Origin of the sequence: Zavarzinia sp. CC-PAN008 (genome assembly GCF_051903925.1) — a bacterium.
Lineage (GTDB): Bacteria > Pseudomonadota > Alphaproteobacteria > Zavarziniales > Zavarziniaceae.
This window is the reverse complement of the sequence record NZ_CP173678.1, coordinates 4,517,669-4,534,682: the sequence shown is the minus strand read 5'-3', so window position 1 is coordinate 4,534,682 and position 17,014 is coordinate 4,517,669. Positions and strand designations below refer to the sequence as shown.

General features: G+C 68.8%; 21 protein-coding genes. 17 read left to right on the top strand and 4 right to left on the bottom strand.

Annotation, left to right across the window (positions count from 1 at the left end):
• The first annotated feature begins 24 nt into the window (after window positions 1-24).
• From ACI6GS_RS21075 to ACI6GS_RS21035, 9 genes are all read left to right on the top strand, one after another.
• Window positions 25-390 (top strand): response regulator, encoded by a 366-nt coding sequence (locus tag ACI6GS_RS21075; RefSeq protein WP_439815440.1) that lies wholly within the window; start codon window positions 25-27, stop codon window positions 388-390.
• Window positions 391-575: 185 nt separating this feature from the next.
• A complete protein-coding gene (locus ACI6GS_RS21070) occupies window positions 576-1,589 on the top strand; it encodes an ABC transporter substrate-binding protein (RefSeq protein WP_439815439.1) in 1,014 nt (337 codons plus the stop codon).
• A 27-nt stretch (window positions 1,590-1,616) separates the two neighbouring features.
• On the top strand, window positions 1,617-2,405 hold the full coding sequence (locus tag ACI6GS_RS21065) for an ABC transporter permease (RefSeq protein ID WP_439815438.1): 789 nt from the start codon (window positions 1,617-1,619) through the stop codon (window positions 2,403-2,405).
• Window positions 2,402-3,181, top strand: a complete 780-nt coding sequence (locus ACI6GS_RS21060) for an ABC transporter ATP-binding protein (RefSeq protein WP_439815437.1) — start codon at window positions 2,402-2,404, stop codon at window positions 3,179-3,181. The genes ACI6GS_RS21065 and ACI6GS_RS21060 overlap by 4 nt, the downstream gene beginning before the upstream one ends.
• 25 nt (window positions 3,182-3,206) lie before the next feature.
• Window positions 3,207-3,890 carry a nitrile hydratase subunit beta gene (nthB, locus tag ACI6GS_RS21055; RefSeq protein ID WP_439815436.1) on the top strand — a complete coding sequence of 228 codons (684 nt, stop codon included), beginning with the start codon at window positions 3,207-3,209 and terminating at the stop codon, window positions 3,888-3,890.
• A 5-nt stretch (window positions 3,891-3,895) separates the two neighbouring features.
• Entirely contained in the window at window positions 3,896-4,585 is a 690-nt protein-coding gene (gene nthA / locus ACI6GS_RS21050; protein ID WP_439815435.1) for a nitrile hydratase subunit alpha, read from the top strand.
• On the top strand, window positions 4,582-4,974 hold the full coding sequence (locus tag ACI6GS_RS21045) for a nitrile hydratase accessory protein (protein ID WP_439815434.1): 393 nt from the start codon (window positions 4,582-4,584) through the stop codon (window positions 4,972-4,974). The genes nthA and ACI6GS_RS21045 overlap by 4 nt, the downstream gene beginning before the upstream one ends.
• Window positions 4,975-4,986: 12 nt before the next feature.
• A complete protein-coding gene (locus ACI6GS_RS21040) occupies window positions 4,987-5,988 on the top strand; it encodes a LysR family transcriptional regulator (protein ID WP_439815433.1) in 1,002 nt (333 codons plus the stop codon).
• A 28-nt stretch (window positions 5,989-6,016) separates the two neighbouring features.
• Entirely contained in the window at window positions 6,017-6,715 is a 699-nt protein-coding gene (locus ACI6GS_RS21035) for a cysteine hydrolase family protein (protein WP_439815432.1), read from the top strand.
• 4 nt (window positions 6,716-6,719) lie between these two features.
• Here ACI6GS_RS21035 and ACI6GS_RS21030 read toward each other — a convergent pair whose 3' ends face one another.
• Complete coding sequence (locus ACI6GS_RS21030) at window positions 6,720-7,580, bottom strand: DMT family transporter (RefSeq protein ID WP_439815431.1); 861 nt, start codon at window positions 7,578-7,580, stop codon at window positions 6,720-6,722.
• Window positions 7,581-7,724: 144 nt separating this feature from the next.
• Here ACI6GS_RS21030 and ACI6GS_RS21025 point away from each other — a divergent pair, with 144 nt between their 5' ends.
• Entirely contained in the window at window positions 7,725-8,693 is a 969-nt protein-coding gene (locus tag ACI6GS_RS21025; RefSeq protein WP_439815430.1) for an alpha/beta hydrolase family protein, read from the top strand.
• On the opposite strand, the gene ACI6GS_RS21020 is transcribed toward ACI6GS_RS21025, so the two are convergent.
• Together ACI6GS_RS21020 and ybaK are read right to left on the bottom strand one after the other, a co-directional pair.
• Entirely contained in the window at window positions 8,660-9,052 is a 393-nt protein-coding gene (locus tag ACI6GS_RS21020; RefSeq protein WP_439815429.1) for a nuclear transport factor 2 family protein, read from the bottom strand. The genes ACI6GS_RS21025 and ACI6GS_RS21020 overlap by 34 nt on opposite strands.
• Before the next feature lie 19 nt (window positions 9,053-9,071).
• The gene (gene ybaK, locus ACI6GS_RS21015; protein WP_439815428.1) at window positions 9,072-9,545 is read right to left on the bottom strand and encodes a Cys-tRNA(Pro) deacylase; all 474 of its coding nucleotides are present in this window, start codon (window positions 9,543-9,545) and stop codon (window positions 9,072-9,074) included.
• Window positions 9,546-9,624: 79 nt separating this feature from the next.
• Here ybaK and ACI6GS_RS21010 point away from each other — a divergent pair, with 79 nt between their 5' ends.
• The 7 genes from ACI6GS_RS21010 to ACI6GS_RS20980 all read left to right on the top strand — a co-directional run bounded on the left by ACI6GS_RS21010 (window position 9,625) and on the right by ACI6GS_RS20980 (window position 15,239).
• Window positions 9,625-10,806 (top strand): GGDEF domain-containing protein, encoded by a 1,182-nt coding sequence (locus ACI6GS_RS21010; RefSeq protein WP_439815427.1) that lies wholly within the window; start codon window positions 9,625-9,627, stop codon window positions 10,804-10,806.
• A gap of 3 nt (window positions 10,807-10,809) precedes the next feature.
• Window positions 10,810-11,988, top strand: coding sequence for a diguanylate cyclase domain-containing protein (locus tag ACI6GS_RS21005; RefSeq protein WP_439815426.1), 1,179 nt, complete (start codon window positions 10,810-10,812; stop codon window positions 11,986-11,988).
• 73 nt (window positions 11,989-12,061) lie between these two features.
• Window positions 12,062-12,616, top strand: coding sequence for an RrF2 family transcriptional regulator (locus ACI6GS_RS21000; protein ID WP_439815425.1), 555 nt, complete (start codon window positions 12,062-12,064; stop codon window positions 12,614-12,616).
• 159 nt (window positions 12,617-12,775) lie between these two features.
• A complete protein-coding gene (locus ACI6GS_RS20995) occupies window positions 12,776-14,002 on the top strand; it encodes an NAD(P)/FAD-dependent oxidoreductase (protein ID WP_439815424.1) in 1,227 nt (408 codons plus the stop codon).
• Between the two features lie 126 nt (window positions 14,003-14,128).
• Window positions 14,129-14,464, top strand: a complete 336-nt coding sequence (locus ACI6GS_RS20990; RefSeq protein ID WP_439815423.1) for a hypothetical protein — start codon at window positions 14,129-14,131, stop codon at window positions 14,462-14,464.
• Window positions 14,465-14,491: 27 nt separating this feature from the next.
• Window positions 14,492-14,746, top strand: coding sequence for a SemiSWEET family sugar transporter (locus ACI6GS_RS20985; protein ID WP_439815422.1), 255 nt, complete (start codon window positions 14,492-14,494; stop codon window positions 14,744-14,746).
• 175 nt (window positions 14,747-14,921) lie between these two features.
• Window positions 14,922-15,239 (top strand): hypothetical protein, encoded by a 318-nt coding sequence (locus ACI6GS_RS20980; RefSeq protein ID WP_439815421.1) that lies wholly within the window; start codon window positions 14,922-14,924, stop codon window positions 15,237-15,239.
• A gap of 77 nt (window positions 15,240-15,316) precedes the next feature.
• Here ACI6GS_RS20980 and ACI6GS_RS20975 read toward each other — a convergent pair whose 3' ends face one another.
• Entirely contained in the window at window positions 15,317-16,936 is a 1,620-nt protein-coding gene (locus ACI6GS_RS20975) for an isocitrate lyase (protein WP_439815420.1), read from the bottom strand.
• Window positions 16,937-17,014: the final 78 nt, after the last annotated feature.

Below are 17,014 nucleotides of genomic sequence, written 5' to 3'. Positions count from 1 at the left end.
CAGTACGGCGTGGTGGGTGGTGGCATGGCTGGTCACGGTGCAATCCTGGTGGTCGAGGACGAGGTGCTTATCCGCCTCGACACAGCCGCATCGCTCGAGGAGGCGGGATTCGCCGTGGTCGAGGCGCAGAACGCCGACGAGGCGCTGGCCCTGCTGGAGGCGCGAGGCGACATTGCCGGCGTCTTCACCGATGTCCGCATGCCAGGGTCCATGGATGGACTGGCCTTGGCCTATGCCGTGCGGGAGCGCTGGCCCGGAATCGCGGTCATCGTCACGTCGGGCCATGTGCGCCTGCAGAATGACGAGCTGCCGCCCAACGTCCCGTTCATCACCAAGCCCTATCGCGTGCTCCAGGTCACGATGACCCTGAATCGCCTCCTCCAGGCCTGAACCCTCCCGGGCGGCGTCGGACGGTGCATCGACTTCATCAATGTATTGATTGAACATGCACTCTGTTTCCGCATGGTGCACTGCGGAAAATACCTGCCAAAGCCGCGCTGCGCCTGACCTTCACGAGGCGGTCGTGAACGCCGCGGCTTCCGATGCAAACGGCCGGGCGGCCGATGGAGGCAGGGATGAAGGCAGGTCGTTTGGCGGGCGCGATGCGCAGGGGCTTGAGCGCGCTGGCCCTGGTCATGGCCGTGCAGGGCGGACCGGCGGCCACGGCCCAGGCCGAGCCCATCAAGGTCAAGGCCGGTCACCTGGTGGCGCTCGACATGGCGCCGCTGTTCGTGGCCAAGGAAAGCGGCTGCTTCGCACAGTACAACCTGGATGTGGAGACGGTGTTCTTCGCCAATCCGGGCGACAACAATGCGGCGCTGGCCGGCGGTGCCATCGACTTCTCCACCAACCCGTTCACGCTGCCCTTCTTCGCCGCCAATAGCGGCGTTCCGATCAAGGTGATCTCGGCCGCCGGCGGCTGGGGCGTGATGGAGGTCGTCGCCCAGAAGGAGACGGGCCTGACCACGATGGCCGACATCAAGGCCTATATCGCGGCGGGCAAGCCCAAGCTGAAGATCGCGACGCTTCAGGGCGACACGCTGGAGCTGATCCTGACCCGCGAATTCGCCAAGCTGGGCATCGACCCGGCCCAGACCGAGTTCGTCTACTTCAACGACCTGCTGGCGATGGTCGAGGCGTTCCGCGCGGGCCAGGTCGAGATCCTGAGCCATATCAAGCCCTATACGTCCGAGATGGTGGTGTCGCGCGGGGCGACCGTGCTGACGACGAATGCCTCCACCTGGTCGCCCACCACGCCGAACACGGTCGTCAGCGTGCTGGACAAGACGCTGGCCGAGCGGCCGGAGGTGGTGAAGGCCTATCTGGAAGGCCTGATCTGCGCCGCCAAGATCATCAACGAGACGCCGGACAAGGCGGTCGAGCTGCTGACCAAGGGCACCTATTTCCGCGTGCCGCCCGAGGTGCTGCTGGCCTCGTTCAAGTCGGCCCCTGCGCCGATCAGCTTCACGCCGGATCTTGAGGCGATCCAGAGCGTGGTCAGCGACCTGTCAGCCCTGGGCTACATCAAGGGCGATGCCAAGGCCGCCGACATCTTCGACCTGACGACGATCACTGCGCTGGAGAAGTAGAACCGGGCAGGCGGACGGGATCGCATCATGGAGGCGACGCGCGAGCGTCTGCGGCCGGCCATCGTGGGCGCGCTGTTCGTGGCCCTGCTGGTCGGCCTGTGGGAGGCGATGGGGGCGGCCGGGGGTTTTGCCCTGACCAGCGTCCTGCCGCCGCCCAGCCGGTTCCTGGCTGCCGTCGCCGACAGCGGCTTTCGCGTCGGCCTCGGCTCCCAGGCGGTGACGGTGTGGGAGAGCGTCGCCTCGACCTTCCTGCGCGTCTTCCTGGGCATGGGGATCGCCTTCGTCTGCGCGGTGCTGACCGGCGCATTGCTGGACCTGTCGCGCTTCGCCACCTGGTGCTTCAACCCGGTCCTGCACCTGCTGGCGCCGATCGCGCCGATCGCCTGGATCCCCACGGCCATCGTCGTCTTTGGCATTTCCAACGTGACGGCGATCTTCATCGTCTTCATGGGGGTCTATTTCATCCTGACCATCGCGACGATGGCGGAGATCCGGCGCATCCCGCCGGAATTCCACACGCTGGCCGCCAACCTGGGCGCGGGGCCGTTCGAGCGCTGGGTCAGGGTTGTCCTGCCGGCCATCCTGCCGGGCGTGTTCACCCTGCTGCGCACGAACTTCATCGCCGCCTGGATGGCGGTGCTGGTGGCCGAGATGGTGGGCCTGCGCGACGGCCTGGGCGCCATCATCATGATGGGCCGCAACCTGTTCAACAACGAGCTGATCATGTTCGGCATGGTCATCATCGGGCTGGCCGGGTTCGTGGTCGACCGCATCCTGGCCCTGATCGGCGACCGCGTCCTGTGGTGGCGGGTATGAGTGCTGCGGCGGCCGTGGCACCCGGCCAGGCGATCTTCAAGGCCGATCACCTGACCGTCGCGTTCAAGGGCGCGCGGGGAGAGGTGGTGCGCCCGCTGGCCGACCTGAACCTGGCGATCGGCGCCGGCCAGATCACCTGCATCCTGGGTCCGTCGGGCTGCGGCAAGACCACGCTGCTGAAGGCCCTGGGCGGCTTCGTCATCGGCGAGAATACGGGCGGCATACTCTACAACGGCCGCTTCCTGGGCGGGCCGACGCCCGAGATCGTGATGATCTTCCAGGAGAACAACCTGTTCCCCTGGCTCAACGTGCGCCGCAACGTGGCCTTTGGCCTGCGCTATCGTCGCGACTGGACGCCGGCCGAGAAGCAGCGCCGCCTGGACGCGATCCTGGGCATTGTCGGCCTGAGCGAGGCGCAGGGGCGCTACCCCCATCAGCTCTCGGGCGGGATGCGACAGCGCGCGGCCATCGCCCGGGCCATCGTGATCGACCCGCGCGTCCTGCTCCTGGACGAACCGTTCAGCGCCCTGGACGTCACCTTGCGCCGGCGGATGCAGGCGCTGCTGCGCGACGTCTGGCAGGCGACGGGCAAGACCATGGTGATGGTTACCCACAACGTGGAGGAGGCGATCAGCGTGGGTCACCGCGTGATCGTCCTGGGCGGCCGGCCCAGCCGTGTCCTGCTGGACGCGGACACCACGGCGCCCGCACTGGACGACCGCTATGATCCAGCCTTCCTGGATCTGCAGCGGCGGATCGAGGCGCTGATCGAATGATGGGCCTGGTGAGGGAGATGCGGCGATGAACGGCATCCACGACATGGGCGGCATGCACTGGCTGGGGCCGGTGCCCAGGGAAGAGAACGAGCCCGTCTTCCATTCGCGGTGGGAGGCCCGGGTGTTCTGCATCACCCAGGTGCTGGACACGACCGGCATCTATAACCTGGACGAGCACCGGCACGAGATCGAGCTGATGCACCCGGCGTCCTACCTGCGCGATACGTACTACGGGCGCTGGCTGTTCGCCATGGAGAGCATCCTGGCGCGCAAGGGGATCGTCCACCGGCACGAGGTTGAGCGCCGCATCGCCGAGCGCGCCCGCGACGCGCAACGCCCGACGCCCGCCGATCCTGCCGCGCGCAACTGGCCGCTGCCGGAGGAACAGAAGATCCGCTGGGGCGCCTGGCGGCACGAGGTTGAGGTCGCTCCGTTGTTCGCCGAGGGCGAGGTGGTGCGCGTGCGCAACCTGCACCCGCCCGGCCACACGCGATTGTGCGCCTATGTCCGCGGTCATGTCGGCCGGGTGGTCAAGGTGAACGACCAAGCCTGGGTGTTTCCCGACACCCGCGCCCACAATGCGGGCGAGAACCTGCAGCCCGTCTACAACGTCTGCTTCACGGCGCAGGAATTGTGGGGCGAGGCGGCGGAGCCGGGGGTCGAGATCAATGTCGACCTGTCGGAAGCCTATCTGGAACGGGTGGAGTAGGCGCCATGTCCGCGCACGATCACGACCACGACCATGACGACGACGGGGCCAAGGGCGGCTTCCACTACCATCATGGCGAGAGTCATCGTCATGGCGACGATGGCCACGACCATGCCGACGAAAAGCCCTGGCAGGCGATCCGCACCGAGGCGATGGAAAGCCTCCTCCACGAACTCGGCATCATCGACTCCAAGCGGGTGGACGAGATCGTCCAGCACTATGAGGAGCGGGTCGGCCCGCGCACGGGGGCCCGCGTCGTCGCGCGCGCCTGGACCGATGCCGACTTCAAGGCGCGCTTGCTGGCCGACGGCCTGAAGGCCTGCGCCGAGCTGGGGATCGGCGGACCGGAGACGGAGCTGCTGCACGTCGTGGAGAACACCGCGACCACGCACAACGTCGTCGTCTGTACCCTTTGCTCCTGCTACCCCTGGCCGATCCTGGGCCTGCCGCCGGCCTGGTACAAGTCGAGCGCCTATCGCTCGCGGCTGGTGCGGGAGCCGCGCAAGGTCCTGTCCGAAATGGGCCTCGACCTGCCCCCACAGGTGACGCTCAAGGTCTGGGACAGCGTGTCCGAGATCCGCTACCTGGTCCTGCCCGAGCGACCGCCAGGGACCGAAGGGCTGGACGAGGAGGCGTTGGCAGCACTCGTCACGCGCGATGCCATGATCGGCGTCGCCAAGGTTGCCGTCCCATGAGCCTGGAGGCGGTCGCCGCCGCCCTCGACCGGCCCGAGGCCCTGGACGGTGTCGCCTTTGCCGAACCCTGGGCGGCGCGGGCCTTCGGCCTGACCCTGGCCCTGGCGGAAGCCGGCCTGTTCACGCTCAAGGACTTCCAGCAGGCGCTGATCGACGACATCGGGGCCTATGAGAAGGCGGGCTGCATCGCCGACGAGACGACCTACTACACGCGCTGGATCGGGGCCCTGGCGGCGCTGTTGCGCGCCCGCGACCTGCTGCCTGAGGATCGGCTCCAGGCCCTGGAGGCACATCTGGCGGCCGAGGCCGAGGCGCGTCGCCAGCACCAGCATCATGTGGCGCGCAATCCCGACGGCTCGCTGCGCGTCGGTCCCCTGGCGGTTGGCTGAGGCAGGCCGCCGATGCAATTGTCCGCCATCGACCTGCGCCACATCCGCATCTTCCTGGCGGTGGTCGAGTGCGGCGGCTTTTCTGCGGCCGAAGGCGTGCTGGGCCTGGGCCAGTCGACCATCAGCACGCACATTGCAGAACTGGAGCGGCGCCTGGGCTATCGCCTGTGCGAACGGGGCAGGGCCGGCTTCTCCCTGACCGAACGGGGGGTCGAACTGCACGACCATGCGCTGCGCCTGGTCGATGCCCTGTCGGAGTTCGAGGAGGGGGCCCAGGCGCTGAAGGGGATCCTGGCCGGGCATCTGCGCCTGGCCCTGATCGACAACCTGATCAGCGATCCGCACTGCCCGGTCACCCGCGCCCTGGCGAGCCTGGCGCCACGGCCCGGACATGCGCCCTCCCGCGGGCCGCGCATCTCGATCGACGTGCTTTCCCCGGCGGAGATCGAGCGCGCCGTGGCGGTGGGGCGCATTGATGTCGGCATCACCATTGCCGAGCGCCAGCTGCCGGCGCTGCGCTACCAGCCGCTCTATGTCGAGCGGGATATCCTGGTCTGTGGCCGCAGCCATCCCCTGTTCGCGGTGCGGGGTGAGGCGGAGATCCGCGCCGGCGCCGCCAGCGCCACGAAGGTCGTCCGCTCGTTCCTGAACCACCAGGACTTCTTCCTGGTCAGCGACCGCGAGGAGACGATCCGCGCGACCGTCACCAACCTGGAGGCGGCGGCCTTCCTGGTCCTGGCCGGCAGCCATATCGGTTTCCTGCCCGAACACTATGCTAGGCGCTGGATCGAGCAGGACGCGATGCGGGCCGTGCTGCCGGACGAGTTCAACCGCATGTCCGAGATCACCCTGGTGCGCAAGCGGGGCAGCAGTGCAACCCCCGTCATCCGGCAGTTCCTGAAGGCCCTGGACCACGGCATCCAGCAGGGCCCCCTTGCATCGCACCCGTCGATGCCGGGATCGAAGCTCCTGCCTGGAACCCCGGCCCTCGCTGTCCCAGGGTGGCCCGCATGAGCAGTGTACAGGGCAGGAGGACCGTCGCGTGACCCCGTTCCATATCGCGGCCGAGCCCTATGACTGGCCCCATGACGGGCGCCTGGCCCCGCGCTCGACCGCCCTTCTGGTCATCGACATGCAGCGCGACTTCTGTGACGAGGGGGGCTACGTCTCGTCCATGGGCTATGACCTGGCGCCCATCCGCACCATCGTGCCGCGCATCGTGCGCGTGCGTGAGGCGCTCAGCCAGTGGGGCGCGCTCGTCGTCCAGACGCGGGAGGGCCATCGCCCCGACCTGTCGGACCTGCCATCGGCCAAGGCCTGGCGCTCGCGCCGCGCCGGGATCGGCATTGGCGGGCAGGGGCCGCTGGGCCGCCTGCTGATCCGGGGGGAGGCCGGCTGGGACATCATCCCCGAGTTGGCCCCGCAGCCGGGTGAGGTGCTGGTCGACAAGGCCGGCTATTCCGCGTTCCACGCCACCGACCTGGAGCGGATCCTGAAGGTGCGGGAGATCCGCCACCTGGTCCTGTGCGGGGTCACGACGGATGTCTGTGTCCATTCGACCCTGCGCGACGCGACCGACCGCGGCTATGAGTGCCTGGTCGTGCGCGATGCCTGCGCCGCCACGGTCGAGGCCAACCACCAGGCGGCGCTGAATACGATCGAGACCGAGGGCGGCATCTTCGGCGCGCTGGTGACAAGCGACGCGCTGTGCGCCGCCCTTGGCGCCAAGGCTGCCGCCTGAGGCGTCAGCGACGGAGCAGGATCAGGCCGGCGCCGACGATCAGCGCGGCGCCGACCACCGTCGCCAGGTCCGGCACTTCCCCGAATACGACCAGGCCAAAGACGGTAACGCCCAGCAGTTCCAGATAGACGAGCGGCGCCAGGGTCGAGGCGGGGGCGAAGCGGAACGCCGCGATCGACAACTGGTGGCTGATCGCCGAGATCGTGCCCAGCGCCAGGAACGCGGGCGCGTCGGCCCAGGTCGGCGTCTGCCAGTACAGCACGGCGAACGGGGTCAGCAGCAGCGCGCCGCACACCGACTGGAAGGCCAGCATCTGCACCGGATCGGTGGTCAGCGCCCCCATCCGGGTCGAGATCATGTACAGGGCAAAGAAGATCCCGGCCGCGAAGGCCAGCAGGATCGCGGGATCGAAGTGACCACCCGGGCGGAGGATGACCAGCGCTCCCCCCAGGCCCAGGGCAAGGCTGAGGCCCTTGACTGGGGTCAGCGCCTCCTTCAGCAGGGGCACGGCCAGCAGGACGGCGACGACGGGCGCCACGAAATAGGCGCTGGCGACCGTGGTCCAGGGGATCAGCGGCAGGGCCGAGAAGTAGAACCCCATGGCGATGATCAGGAACGCCGTGCGCGCGACGTGGCCACCCAGATTGTCGCGGGGGAAGGGGCTGCCGCAATTGCGCCAGGCGGACAACGGCACGACCACGCAGGAGGCGATGGCGTAGCGCGCCCAGGACAGGAACAGCGGCGAATAGCTCTGCGCCAGATGCTTGGCGGTGCCGTCGACGATCGGGATCGACAGCATGGCGACCGTCATCAGGGCGATGCCCCGAAGGGAACGGCGACGGTCTGCTTCCTGCGCTGGGGTCATCCGGGCAGCACACTGGCGAAGCGGCGGCGATTCGGCCAGCCGCCAGCTTTGCGCGCCGCGCGTGGCATGCGCGATCAGCGGGCGTCATGGGGCCATAAGGGATGCTCGGTCGACGGCGGCGGCGCGGCATTGCAGCATGGCGCCATGGACCGCACGACCCCCGGCACCCCCGCGACCCTGGTGGCCCAGCCGATCCGCTTTCCCGCCGCCGATGGGCTGGAGCTCGGCGGCTTCGTCTGGCACCAGGAAGGTGGCGGGCAGCGCCCGGTCGCCGTCATCACCGCGGCGACGTCGGTGCGCTGCCGCTATTATGCACGCTTTGCCGAGGCGCTGTTTGCGGCCGGCTGGGACGTCCTGACATTCGACTATCGCGGCATCGGCGAGTCGCGACCGGCCTCCTTGCGTGGTTTCAAGGCTGACTGGCCGGACTGGGGCGAGCTGGACCTGGAAGGGGCCCTGCGCCATGTCCTGGAACGGTTCCCGGGCCAGCCGTTGGACATCGTCGCCCACTCCATCGGCGGCTTCCAGGTCGGTTGCGCACCGTCCACCCGCCTGGCGCGGCGCATCGTGACCGTAGGCGCCCAGTTCGCCCACTGGCGCGACTATGCCCCCGGTCAAAGGCGCGGCATGGTCGCGAAGTGGCACATCGCGATGCCGCTTCTGGTGCGCATCTTCGGCTACATGCCGGCCAAGCGCCTGGGCTGGATGGAGGACACGCCGGCAGGCGTCGCCCTGGATTGGGCCCGCATGCGGCCCCGCTTCGAGGACACGGTCCAACGCGGGGACCGCCTGCGCGCCACATTCTCGACGGTGCGGGCGCCGATCCTGGCGATCGGCCTGGATGACGATCCCTATGGCACCGTGGCCGCGATCGAGCGCCTGCTGGCCTACTTCGATGGTGCAGAGCGGACGCACCTGCGTGTGGCGCCGGCCGACCTGGGGGTGCCCCAGATTGGCCATTTCGCCTTTTTCCACACCCGGTTCCAGGCGACGCTGTGGCCGCTTGCCCTGGCCTGGCTGCGCGACGGGGATCTGCCATCGGGAGCACCCGGCCGCATTCAGGGCCGCATGCCGCCCGCTCAGGTTCCGGCGATCGGCTCCAGCGCACCGTAAAGCGCCTCGCCCTCGACTTGGGCGCCATCGCGGAAGCGCATGATCTCGCAGGCGCGCTGGCGTCGCCCTCCGGCTTCGGCGACGTAGTGCACGACCACGGTCTGGGCCCCCACGTCGCAGACGACGTCGAGCAGCAGGAAGCGCAGGTCGGGTCGCTGGGTCAGCGCTCTGCGCCAATAGGCTTCCAGGGCCGGCCGACCACGCACCAGGGCGCGCCCGGTCAGCTCCGCCGCGCGCGGACTGGTGAACTCCGCCGCCTCGGCAAAGGGGGCAAGGACTGCGGATATGTCGTGGGCGTTCCAGGCCTCCATCCAGGCGGCGGCGTGATGGCGCAATGCGTCTTCGCTCAGGCGCTTCATGGTCGGCTCCTCCAGCGGCTCAGGCGGTGATCGCGACGGCAATCGCCGTCGCCGCCCGGATCAGGTCGGCGGGAGTCAAACGGATCTGCAGGCCGCGCTGTCCCCCGTTCACGAAGACATGCGGCTGGGCCAGCGCGCTGGCATCAACCAGCGTCGGCAGGCGCTTGCGCTGCCCGAACGGACTGACGCCGCCCACCTTGTACCCCGTCAGGCGTTCGGCATCCGGCACCGGCAGCATGGCGCCGCTCTTGCCGCTCAGGGCGGCGGCGACCTTCTTCATGCTGGCCTCCCGGTCGGAGGGCAGGACCAGGCAGGCGGGCTTGCCGTCGACCTGGGCGATCAGGGTCTTCAGCACACGGGCCGGATCCTCGCCCAGCGCCTCTGCCGCCTGCAGACCGACACGCTCGGCGCTGGGGTCATAGTCATAGGTTCGCAGGTCGAACGGGATGGCCAGCTTCTTCAGGGCCAGTGTCGCGGGGGTCGTCAGGGCCATGGCAATGTTTCTTAACTTGGAGGCATCAGGTTTGACACAACCGAACGCTGTCCAGGAAGGGGCGCATTCCTAGCGGCCCATGACAAGTATCACCGCAGACCATCCTGACCGGGTCCAGGTCCAGGCGGCACTCGACCGCCCATCGCCGCTGCGCCTGCGTTTCGCACCGGGTCTGGAGGCGCGTTTCGAGGCGGAGACCGGTGCCGACCGCTGTCGCCAGCTTCGCCTCTGGTACATCGCGGGGATGGCCTCGTTCCAGGCGCTGCTGGTGCCGCAATACCTGCTTCTGCCGGACGTGTTCACCTTGGCCCTGGCGGTCCAGCTGTGCGTCGTCACCCCGGCCATGCTCCTGCTTCTGTTGCCGCTGTTCGGCACGCCGTCCGTGCTCGTGCGCGAGGGCTGCATCGGGGCCGCCAACGTCCTGGGGACGGCGTCACCCATCATCATGGTGCTGCTCAGCGAGTCGCCCTATCGCTGGGCGATGTCCGAGGCGCTGGTGGTGGGCGTCCTGTACATCGCCCTGATCCAGCGCCTGCGGTTCCACGTGCTGGTCGCATGCTACCTGGCCGACCTGGCGCTCTACCTTGTCGCGCTGCTCAGCCTGCCGGAGGGGCTGTCCCACGCGACCCTGGCGCGCATCCAGTTCCAGATACTGGTCCTGTTCGTGACCCTCTATGGCGCGCATGTGCTGGAACGCTCGACCCGGCGCAGCTACCTCCTGGCCCTGCTTGGACGCTTGCAGCAAGGCGAACTCGAACGCATCAGCAAGCGCGACCCCCTGACCGGACTCGGCAATCGGCGGGCCCTTGACGAAGTGCTGGAGGCCGCCCGCGACGTTGGCGCGGCGATTGCCCTTGTGCTGGTCGACCTGGACCATTTCAAGCGCCTGAACGACGCCGCCGGCCATCCCTATGGTGACCAGTGCCTGGCGCGCGTCGCCGGCATCCTGCGCCAGGTCCCGCGTGGCGAGGGTGACCGCGCCTTTCGCTTTGGCGGTGAGGAATTCGCCATCGTCCTGCAGGACGCGGACGTCCAGGCTGCCCATGCGGTGGCCGAGCGCATCCGGGCCGCGATCCAGGCCGCCGGCATCCCCCATCCAGGCCTGGCCCCGGCGGGCGTGGTCACCGCCAGTATCGGTGTCGCCACACACGGCGCTGGCGCACCCCTGGCGCCAGGCGCGCTCATCGCGGCAGCGGACGAGGCGCTTTACGCGGCCAAGGCGGCGGGCCGCAATACCGTCCGCCTGGCGCTGGATGCCTGAGCCATGCCCGGTGATCGCCATCCCGACCGCACGGCGCTTGAGGCGGCATTGGCACAGCCGGCCTGGCGCCTGCGCTTCCCGGCCACGCTTGAACAGGTGTTCGAGGCGGACATGGGCCCGGCGCGCTGCCGCGAACTGCGCGCCTGGATTCTGGCGGGCATGGCGATCCACAACCTGCTCCTGGTGCCCCAATGGCTGCTGATGCCGGACATCTTCCCGGCCGCCTTGCTGGCGCACTTCCTGGTCGTCACCCCGGTCATGCTGCTGCTGACGCTGCCCCTGATGGGTACGCCCGGCGTCCTGGCGCGGGAGGGGGCGGTCGCCCTGGCGGTGATCGTCGGCACGCTCGCCCCGCTGGGCTGGACCCTGGTCAGCACGTCGCCCGATCGCGGCGCGATGGCGGACGCGATCGCCATCGCCTTCCTTTACCTGGCGCTGATGCAGCGCCTGCGTTTTCCCATCCTGGCCGTGGCCTGCGTGGTGGTCCTGGCGATCTATGTCGCGGCGATCCTGGCGCTGCCGGATCCGCTCTTCTCGGTTTCGGTCTCGCGCATCTTCTTTCATGTGACGGGGCTGGCGCTTGCGCTGTTCGGGGCGTATGCGCTGGAGCGGGAGATGCGCCGGACCTACCTTCTGGACCGCATCAACCGGCAGCAGACGGCGGACCTGGACCGGCTCAGCCGCTGCGATCCCCTGACCGGCCTGGGCAATCGCCGTGCCATGACGGACGCGCTGGCGGAAGCAAACCGGGACACGGCCGCAGCCGGCCCGATCTCGGCGATCATGCTCGACATCGACCATTTCAAGAAGCTGAACGACGCGGCGGGTCACCTGCAGGGCGACCAGTGCCTGGTGCGGATCGCGGGTCTGGTGCAGGCGCAATTGCGCGGGCCCGGTGACCAGGCGTTCCGCTTCGGCGGGGAGGAGTTCCTGATCCTGTTGCGGGCCACGCCGCTGGCGGTCGCCCAGGCGGTGGCCGACCGCTTGCGGCGCGCGATAGAGGCCGACGCCGTTCCCCATCCCGGCCTGGGGCCCCGCGGCGTGGTCACGGCCAGCCTTGGCGTGGGCACGGTCGACCTCGGCCCGTCCTTCCGCAGCGAGGACCTGATCGCCGCCGCGGACGATGCCCTGTACGGTGCCAAGCATGCCGGCCGCAACATGGTGTGGCCACTGGCGGCTTGAGGATTGAACACGGACTGGACCGGTCTGCGTTTTGTGCTTGCGCATCTGAACGCGGACCCTTATGGTCCGGGTTATGGCTCACCTGACGACCAGCGTTGAATACGCCGTCCACTGTCTTCTGCTCCTGGCGGGTGCGGGGGATCGCGCGCTCAGTGCGCGCGACTTGGCCGAGTTGCAGGGCATCTCTCCCAGTTTCCTGGCCAAGATCTTTCCCCGCCTTGAGAAGGCCGGGATCGTGACTGCGAGCGAGGGCGTCCGCGGTGGCTACCGCCTGGCGCGGACCCCGGATGCGGTCAGCGTGCTCGACATCGTCGATGCGGTCGAAGGGCCAAAGCCGCTGTTCGAATGCCAGGAAGTCCGCCGTCGCTACGCGACATTCGGCGGCGAGGCTCCCGACTGGATCTGCCGCGGCACCTGCGGTGTCCATGCCGCCATGCTGCGGGCAGAAGAGGCCATGCGGCAGTCCCTGGCCCGGGACACACTGGCCAGCCTGACCGCCGGCTTCGTCCGGATCGCACCCCCCAGCTTCGGCCAGGACGTGGCCGGCTGGATGGATGACCGGCTGAAGGGACGCGCCGGCCGCAGCCGGCCACCTGCCGGCGACCCGTCGGACGAAGCGCCCGACTGACCCGCTGCGGCCGCCCTCTGCCCGCTGCGGCAGGGACGACCGCACCCGATAGACCCTGATCCCTGCGGTTTCGGCGCCTGCCGGCGTGTCGAGACGACTGCCCTGCGATTGCGCGCGGCAGAAGGCCCCCGCTTGCCCGGCGATGAAGGACGACATGTGATGAATACCCAGACGCAGACCCAGAACATCGTGATTGCCGGATCCGGCTTTGCCGGCCTGTGGGCCGCCCTTGCAGCGGCGCGTGCCGTGGCGATGGCGGGCCGCGAGGACGCGGTGACGATCACTGTCGTCTCGCCTGAGCCGCGCCTGGTCATCCGGCCTCGGCTCTATGAGGCCGTGCTGGATTCCATGGCGCCCGACATCGGAGCCCTGCTTGAGGCGGTGGGTGTGCGCCACGTGTGTGGCCGGGTGGAGGTGATCCGCGCAGGTGCCAGGCACGTCGAGGTCGCGACGAATGATGGCGGCGCGCCGGTCATGCTGGCCTATGACCGCCTCATCCTGGCGACGGGCAGCACGCTGTACATGCCGCCTATTCCCGGCCTGAAGGAGCACGGCTTCAATGTCGACACCCTGGCGGCGGCCGAGGCGCTGGAGCGGCACCTGAGAAGCTTGGCCAGCCGGCCTGCCACGCGGGCACGCAACACGGTGGTGGTGGCGGGCGGCGGCTTCACCGGGATCGAGGGCGCGGCAGAGATGCCTGACCGCCTGCGCGCCATCCTGGGGGCCGACCAGGAGGTCCGCGTCGTCATCGTGGAACGCGCGCCCGCCGTCGCCTGGGACATGGGCGACGCATCCCGTGCGGTGGTCGAGCAGGCCCTGGCTGAACTGGGCGTCGAGGTCCTGGCCGGCAGCGGTGTCGCCTGCGTCGACGCCGGTGGCATCGTCACCGGCGACGGCCTGCGGATCGCGGCCGACACGGTGCTGTGGACCGCGGGGATGCGGGCCAATGCGCTGGCCGATCAGATCCCGGGGGACCATGATGGCCTGGGGCGCATCGTGGTCGACGGCTTCCTGCGTGCGCCCAATGCGCCCGGCGTCTTCGTCACCGGCGACATGGCGCGCGCCGCGACCGACGATCAGGGGAATGTTGCCGTCATGTCCTGCCAGCACGCGCTGAGCCTGGGGCGGGTTGCTGGCCATAATGCGGCGGCGGAACTGGCGGGCCTGGCGCTGCACCCCTACAGCCAGCCCAAATACGTCACCTGCCTGGATCTGGGGCCGTGGGGCGCGCTGTTCACGGAAGGCTGGGACCGCCAGGTCCGGCTGATCCGCGAGGAGGCCAAGGCGCTGAAGCGGGAGATCAACACGAAGTGGATCTATCCGCCCGCCGCGGACCGCGTGGCAGCCCTGGCCATGGCGGCGCCGGATGCCGTGATCGTCGCCTGACGCAGGGGCCCGACGGCGACCGGTTCCCCGGACAAGGGCGTGGGGGAACCGGGTTCGCCAATCTGCCTTGGTACTTTACCTTTGCGGGCAATCCGCGGATTGCCCGCCGAAACGAAAGGCGGAGCCATGGTGGAGAAGCCCAAGGATCACGAGCGTCAGGTGCCGGCCAGCCGGCACGAAGGGTCGACGGCACAGGATTTCGTCGACCTGGCCGAAGGCCGCCGCCCGGCGGCCGAGACGCAGGCGCCCGTGCGAAAGGACTGGGAGCATGACTATGGCCGGGGCTATGCCACCCGGGGCCCGGCCAGCACGGGGGATGGCCAGAACTATGGCGGCGGCCGCTACCGGCAGAAGCCCGACGACCACGCCAAGGCCGATGCCCAGGCAGCGGACCACGCGGGTGAGGCGCGCCAGGGTACGGTACGCGACAGTGAGGGCCGTCCCGTTCGCGCTGCGGAATAGCTGCGTCGCTTGTGTCTGGGGGGGCGCATGGAGGCAATCGACCTGATTGGTGGCGCGGCGGGCCTGCTGTCGGTCATCAGCTTTATCCCCCAGGTGCGCAAGGCCTGGAAGGAGCGGGAGACAAAGGATCTATCGCTCAAGATGTATCTGGTGACGGTGACCGCGTTCGCCCTCTGGCTCGCCTATGGCATCGCTCTGGGCAGCGTCCCCATGGCGCTGGCCAACGGTGCCAGCCTGGCCTTGTCTGCCGCGGTGCTGGTCGCAAAGCTGCGCTTTGGCTGAATGAAAATCTGTCAAGTCATTGTGTGAAAAAGAATTAATGGGACGTGGCAGGAACCCGGCGGGCGCCCCTTGATTTCACCGGCGCCCCATCGATCCGTCGCAGAAGCCGGTGTCCGTCATGTCCCCGTTCGTCCAGATCACGCTTGTCGTCCCCCCTTGGCTGGAAGTCAGCCTCATGTCCCGGTCGGTTATGGGCGAGGCGGCCGGCGCCATGGGCGACTGGGGCCTCAGCCTTGCCGCGGAGGGTGTGCTCAACAGGCATGTGGCCTCGGCCCGGCCGCTCCGCGCAATACCGCAGCCTGGTCACGGGCGGGAGTTGACCCTGCATGTCCCGCACGAATGCGCCGCCGTCCTGCGCCGGGCAGGCGCCCTGGGTGATGTTGCGCTTGCCGTGCTGATCGACCATGCCACGACCAGTGAGGTGTCCGCGGCTGCGCCGCCGCAGCCGGCACTGTCCGCGCGTTGCGCGGTGCCCTGTGGCCTGGCGCTCTAGGATCCTGCCGGCCGAAATGACAAAGGGCGCAGCATCCTGGGATGCTGCGCCCGGTTCGCCCGGTTCTTCCTTGGAGTTTATTCCGCGGCGAACTGGTTCATCGTGTTGGCGTGGCCGCCCGCCTTCAGCGCGCGCTCGCCCGACACCATCTCCTTGAACGTGTCGCCGAGGTCGGACCCGACCTCGTGCTGGTGCTTCACGGCGGAGACGCCGCGGCGGATCTCCTCGCGCTGCACCGTCGCGACATAGGCCAGCATCTTGTCCTCGCCGAAATAGCCGCGCGACAGCTCGTCCACCGACTTGGCCGTCAGGTGGAAGGTGGGCAGCGTGATCAGGTTGTGGAACACGCCGGCCCGGGCCGAGATGTCCGTCTGGAACCGCTTCAGGCGTGCATCGGCCTCAAGCCCCAGGGGGCTCGCGTCGAAGTCGGCCTTCATCAGCTCGTTGCCGTCCGGATAGTCGGCGACCTGGATCTTTCCTTCGGCCAGCCACTGGGCGCGGACCTGCTTGCGCAGGTTCAGCGTCCAGTTGAACGAGGGCGAGTTGTTGTAGGTCAGCTTGGCATTCGGCACGACGGCCCGGATCTCGGCCACCATGGACGCGATCTCGTCCACATTGGGCGTGTCCGTCTCGATCCACAGCAGGTCGGCGCCGCCTTGCGTCAGGTTGGCAATGCAGTCCTCGACCACGCGGGCGCGGCCCGTCCCCTCGCGGAAGGCGAACAGGCCGTTCGGCATGCGCACGGGCCGCACGAACCGGCCGTCCTGGAAGAGCGCGAGCTCGCCCTCGGCCAGCGGGGCGTCGCTCGTGATCTCCTCGACCTTCAGCCACTTGATGTACTGCGAAGCCAGGTCGCCGGGGCGCTGGCTGACCGGCACCTTCTGCGTCAGGCCGGCGCCCAGGCTGTCGGTGCGGGCGACGATCACGCCCTGCTCCACGCCCAGTTCCTCGAACGCCAGGCGGCAGGCGCGCAGCTTCTCGATGAAGTCCTCGCGCGGGACCGTCACCTTGCCGTCCTGGTGGCCGCACTGCTTGGCGTCCGACACCTGGTTCTCGATCTGCAGGCAGCAGGCGCCCGCCTTGATCAGCTCCTTGGCCAGGAGGTAGGTCGCATGCTCGTTGCCGAAGCCGGCGTCGATGTCCGCGATGATCGGCACGACGTGGCTCTCGAACCCGTCGATCGCTGCGATCGCCTTCTGCTCGGCGACGGCGTTGCCCTGGGCGCGGGCCTCGCGCAGCGCCTTGAACAGGTCGTTCATCGCCACTTCGTCCGCCTGGCGGAGCGAGGTGTAGATCTCCTGGATCAGGTCGGCGACGGCCGTCTTCTCGTGCATGGACTGGTCGGGCAGGTGGCCCCAGCGGTTGCGCAGGCCCGCCACCATCCAGCCGGAAAGGTAGACATAGGTGCCCTTGGCCGTGCCGCGCAGGCGCTTCACCGCCTTGATCATCTGCTGCGCGTGGAAGCCCGACCAGCAGCCCAGCGACTGGGTGAACTTCGACGCGTCGGCGTCGTAGGCCGCCATGTCGGCACGCATCACGCCCGCCATCTCGCGCGCGATATCCAGGTGCGTGTCGTAGGTGTTCTGCAGCTTCAGCTGGACGATGTCGTCGACCGTGACACCGCCCGGCACGTTGCCTTGCGGATAGCGGCGCAGCACCTCGGCGCGTACTTGAGCATAGGTCCGGCGATTGGCCATGACGGATCTCCGTTCTGGGGGATGGCAATAGGCAATAGATCCCGCTCATCCCCGCGAAAGCGGGGATCCAGGGCCGCG

Bases quoted from the DNA above. Each gene is read 5' to 3' on its own strand.
- ACI6GS_RS21005 (WP_439815426.1), top strand. From the start codon at position 10,810: ATGCCCGGTGATCGCCATCCCGACCGCACGGCGCTTGAGGCGGCATTG.
- ACI6GS_RS21075 (WP_439815440.1), top strand. From the start codon at position 25: ATGGCTGGTCACGGTGCAATCCTGGTGGTCGAGGACGAGGTGCTTATC.
- ACI6GS_RS21060 (WP_439815437.1), top strand. From the start codon at position 2,402: ATGAGTGCTGCGGCGGCCGTGGCACCCGGCCAGGCGATCTTCAAGGCC.
- ACI6GS_RS20990 (WP_439815423.1), top strand. From the start codon at position 14,129: ATGGTGGAGAAGCCCAAGGATCACGAGCGTCAGGTGCCGGCCAGCCGG.
- nthB (WP_439815436.1), top strand. From the start codon at position 3,207: ATGAACGGCATCCACGACATGGGCGGCATGCACTGGCTGGGGCCGGTG.
- ACI6GS_RS21020 (WP_439815429.1), bottom strand. From the start codon at position 9,052: ATGAAGCGCCTGAGCGAAGACGCATTGCGCCATCACGCCGCCGCCTGG.
- ACI6GS_RS21070 (WP_439815439.1), top strand. From the start codon at position 576: ATGAAGGCAGGTCGTTTGGCGGGCGCGATGCGCAGGGGCTTGAGCGCG.
- ACI6GS_RS21040 (WP_439815433.1), top strand. From the start codon at position 4,987: ATGCAATTGTCCGCCATCGACCTGCGCCACATCCGCATCTTCCTGGCG.
- ACI6GS_RS21025 (WP_439815430.1), top strand. From the start codon at position 7,725: ATGGACCGCACGACCCCCGGCACCCCCGCGACCCTGGTGGCCCAGCCG.
- ACI6GS_RS20980 (WP_439815421.1), top strand. From the start codon at position 14,922: ATGTCCCGGTCGGTTATGGGCGAGGCGGCCGGCGCCATGGGCGACTGG.
- ACI6GS_RS20995 (WP_439815424.1), top strand. From the start codon at position 12,776: ATGAATACCCAGACGCAGACCCAGAACATCGTGATTGCCGGATCCGGC.
- ACI6GS_RS21045 (WP_439815434.1), top strand. From the start codon at position 4,582: ATGAGCCTGGAGGCGGTCGCCGCCGCCCTCGACCGGCCCGAGGCCCTG.
- ACI6GS_RS21030 (WP_439815431.1), bottom strand. From the start codon at position 7,580: ATGACCCCAGCGCAGGAAGCAGACCGTCGCCGTTCCCTTCGGGGCATC.
- nthA (WP_439815435.1), top strand. From the start codon at position 3,896: ATGTCCGCGCACGATCACGACCACGACCATGACGACGACGGGGCCAAG.
- ACI6GS_RS21065 (WP_439815438.1), top strand. From the start codon at position 1,617: ATGGAGGCGACGCGCGAGCGTCTGCGGCCGGCCATCGTGGGCGCGCTG.
- ACI6GS_RS21000 (WP_439815425.1), top strand. From the start codon at position 12,062: ATGGCTCACCTGACGACCAGCGTTGAATACGCCGTCCACTGTCTTCTG.
- ybaK (WP_439815428.1), bottom strand. From the start codon at position 9,545: ATGGCCCTGACGACCCCCGCGACACTGGCCCTGAAGAAGCTGGCCATC.
- ACI6GS_RS20985 (WP_439815422.1), top strand. From the start codon at position 14,492: ATGGAGGCAATCGACCTGATTGGTGGCGCGGCGGGCCTGCTGTCGGTC.
- ACI6GS_RS20975 (WP_439815420.1), bottom strand. From the start codon at position 16,936: ATGGCCAATCGCCGGACCTATGCTCAAGTACGCGCCGAGGTGCTGCGC.
- ACI6GS_RS21010 (WP_439815427.1), top strand. From the start codon at position 9,625: ATGACAAGTATCACCGCAGACCATCCTGACCGGGTCCAGGTCCAGGCG.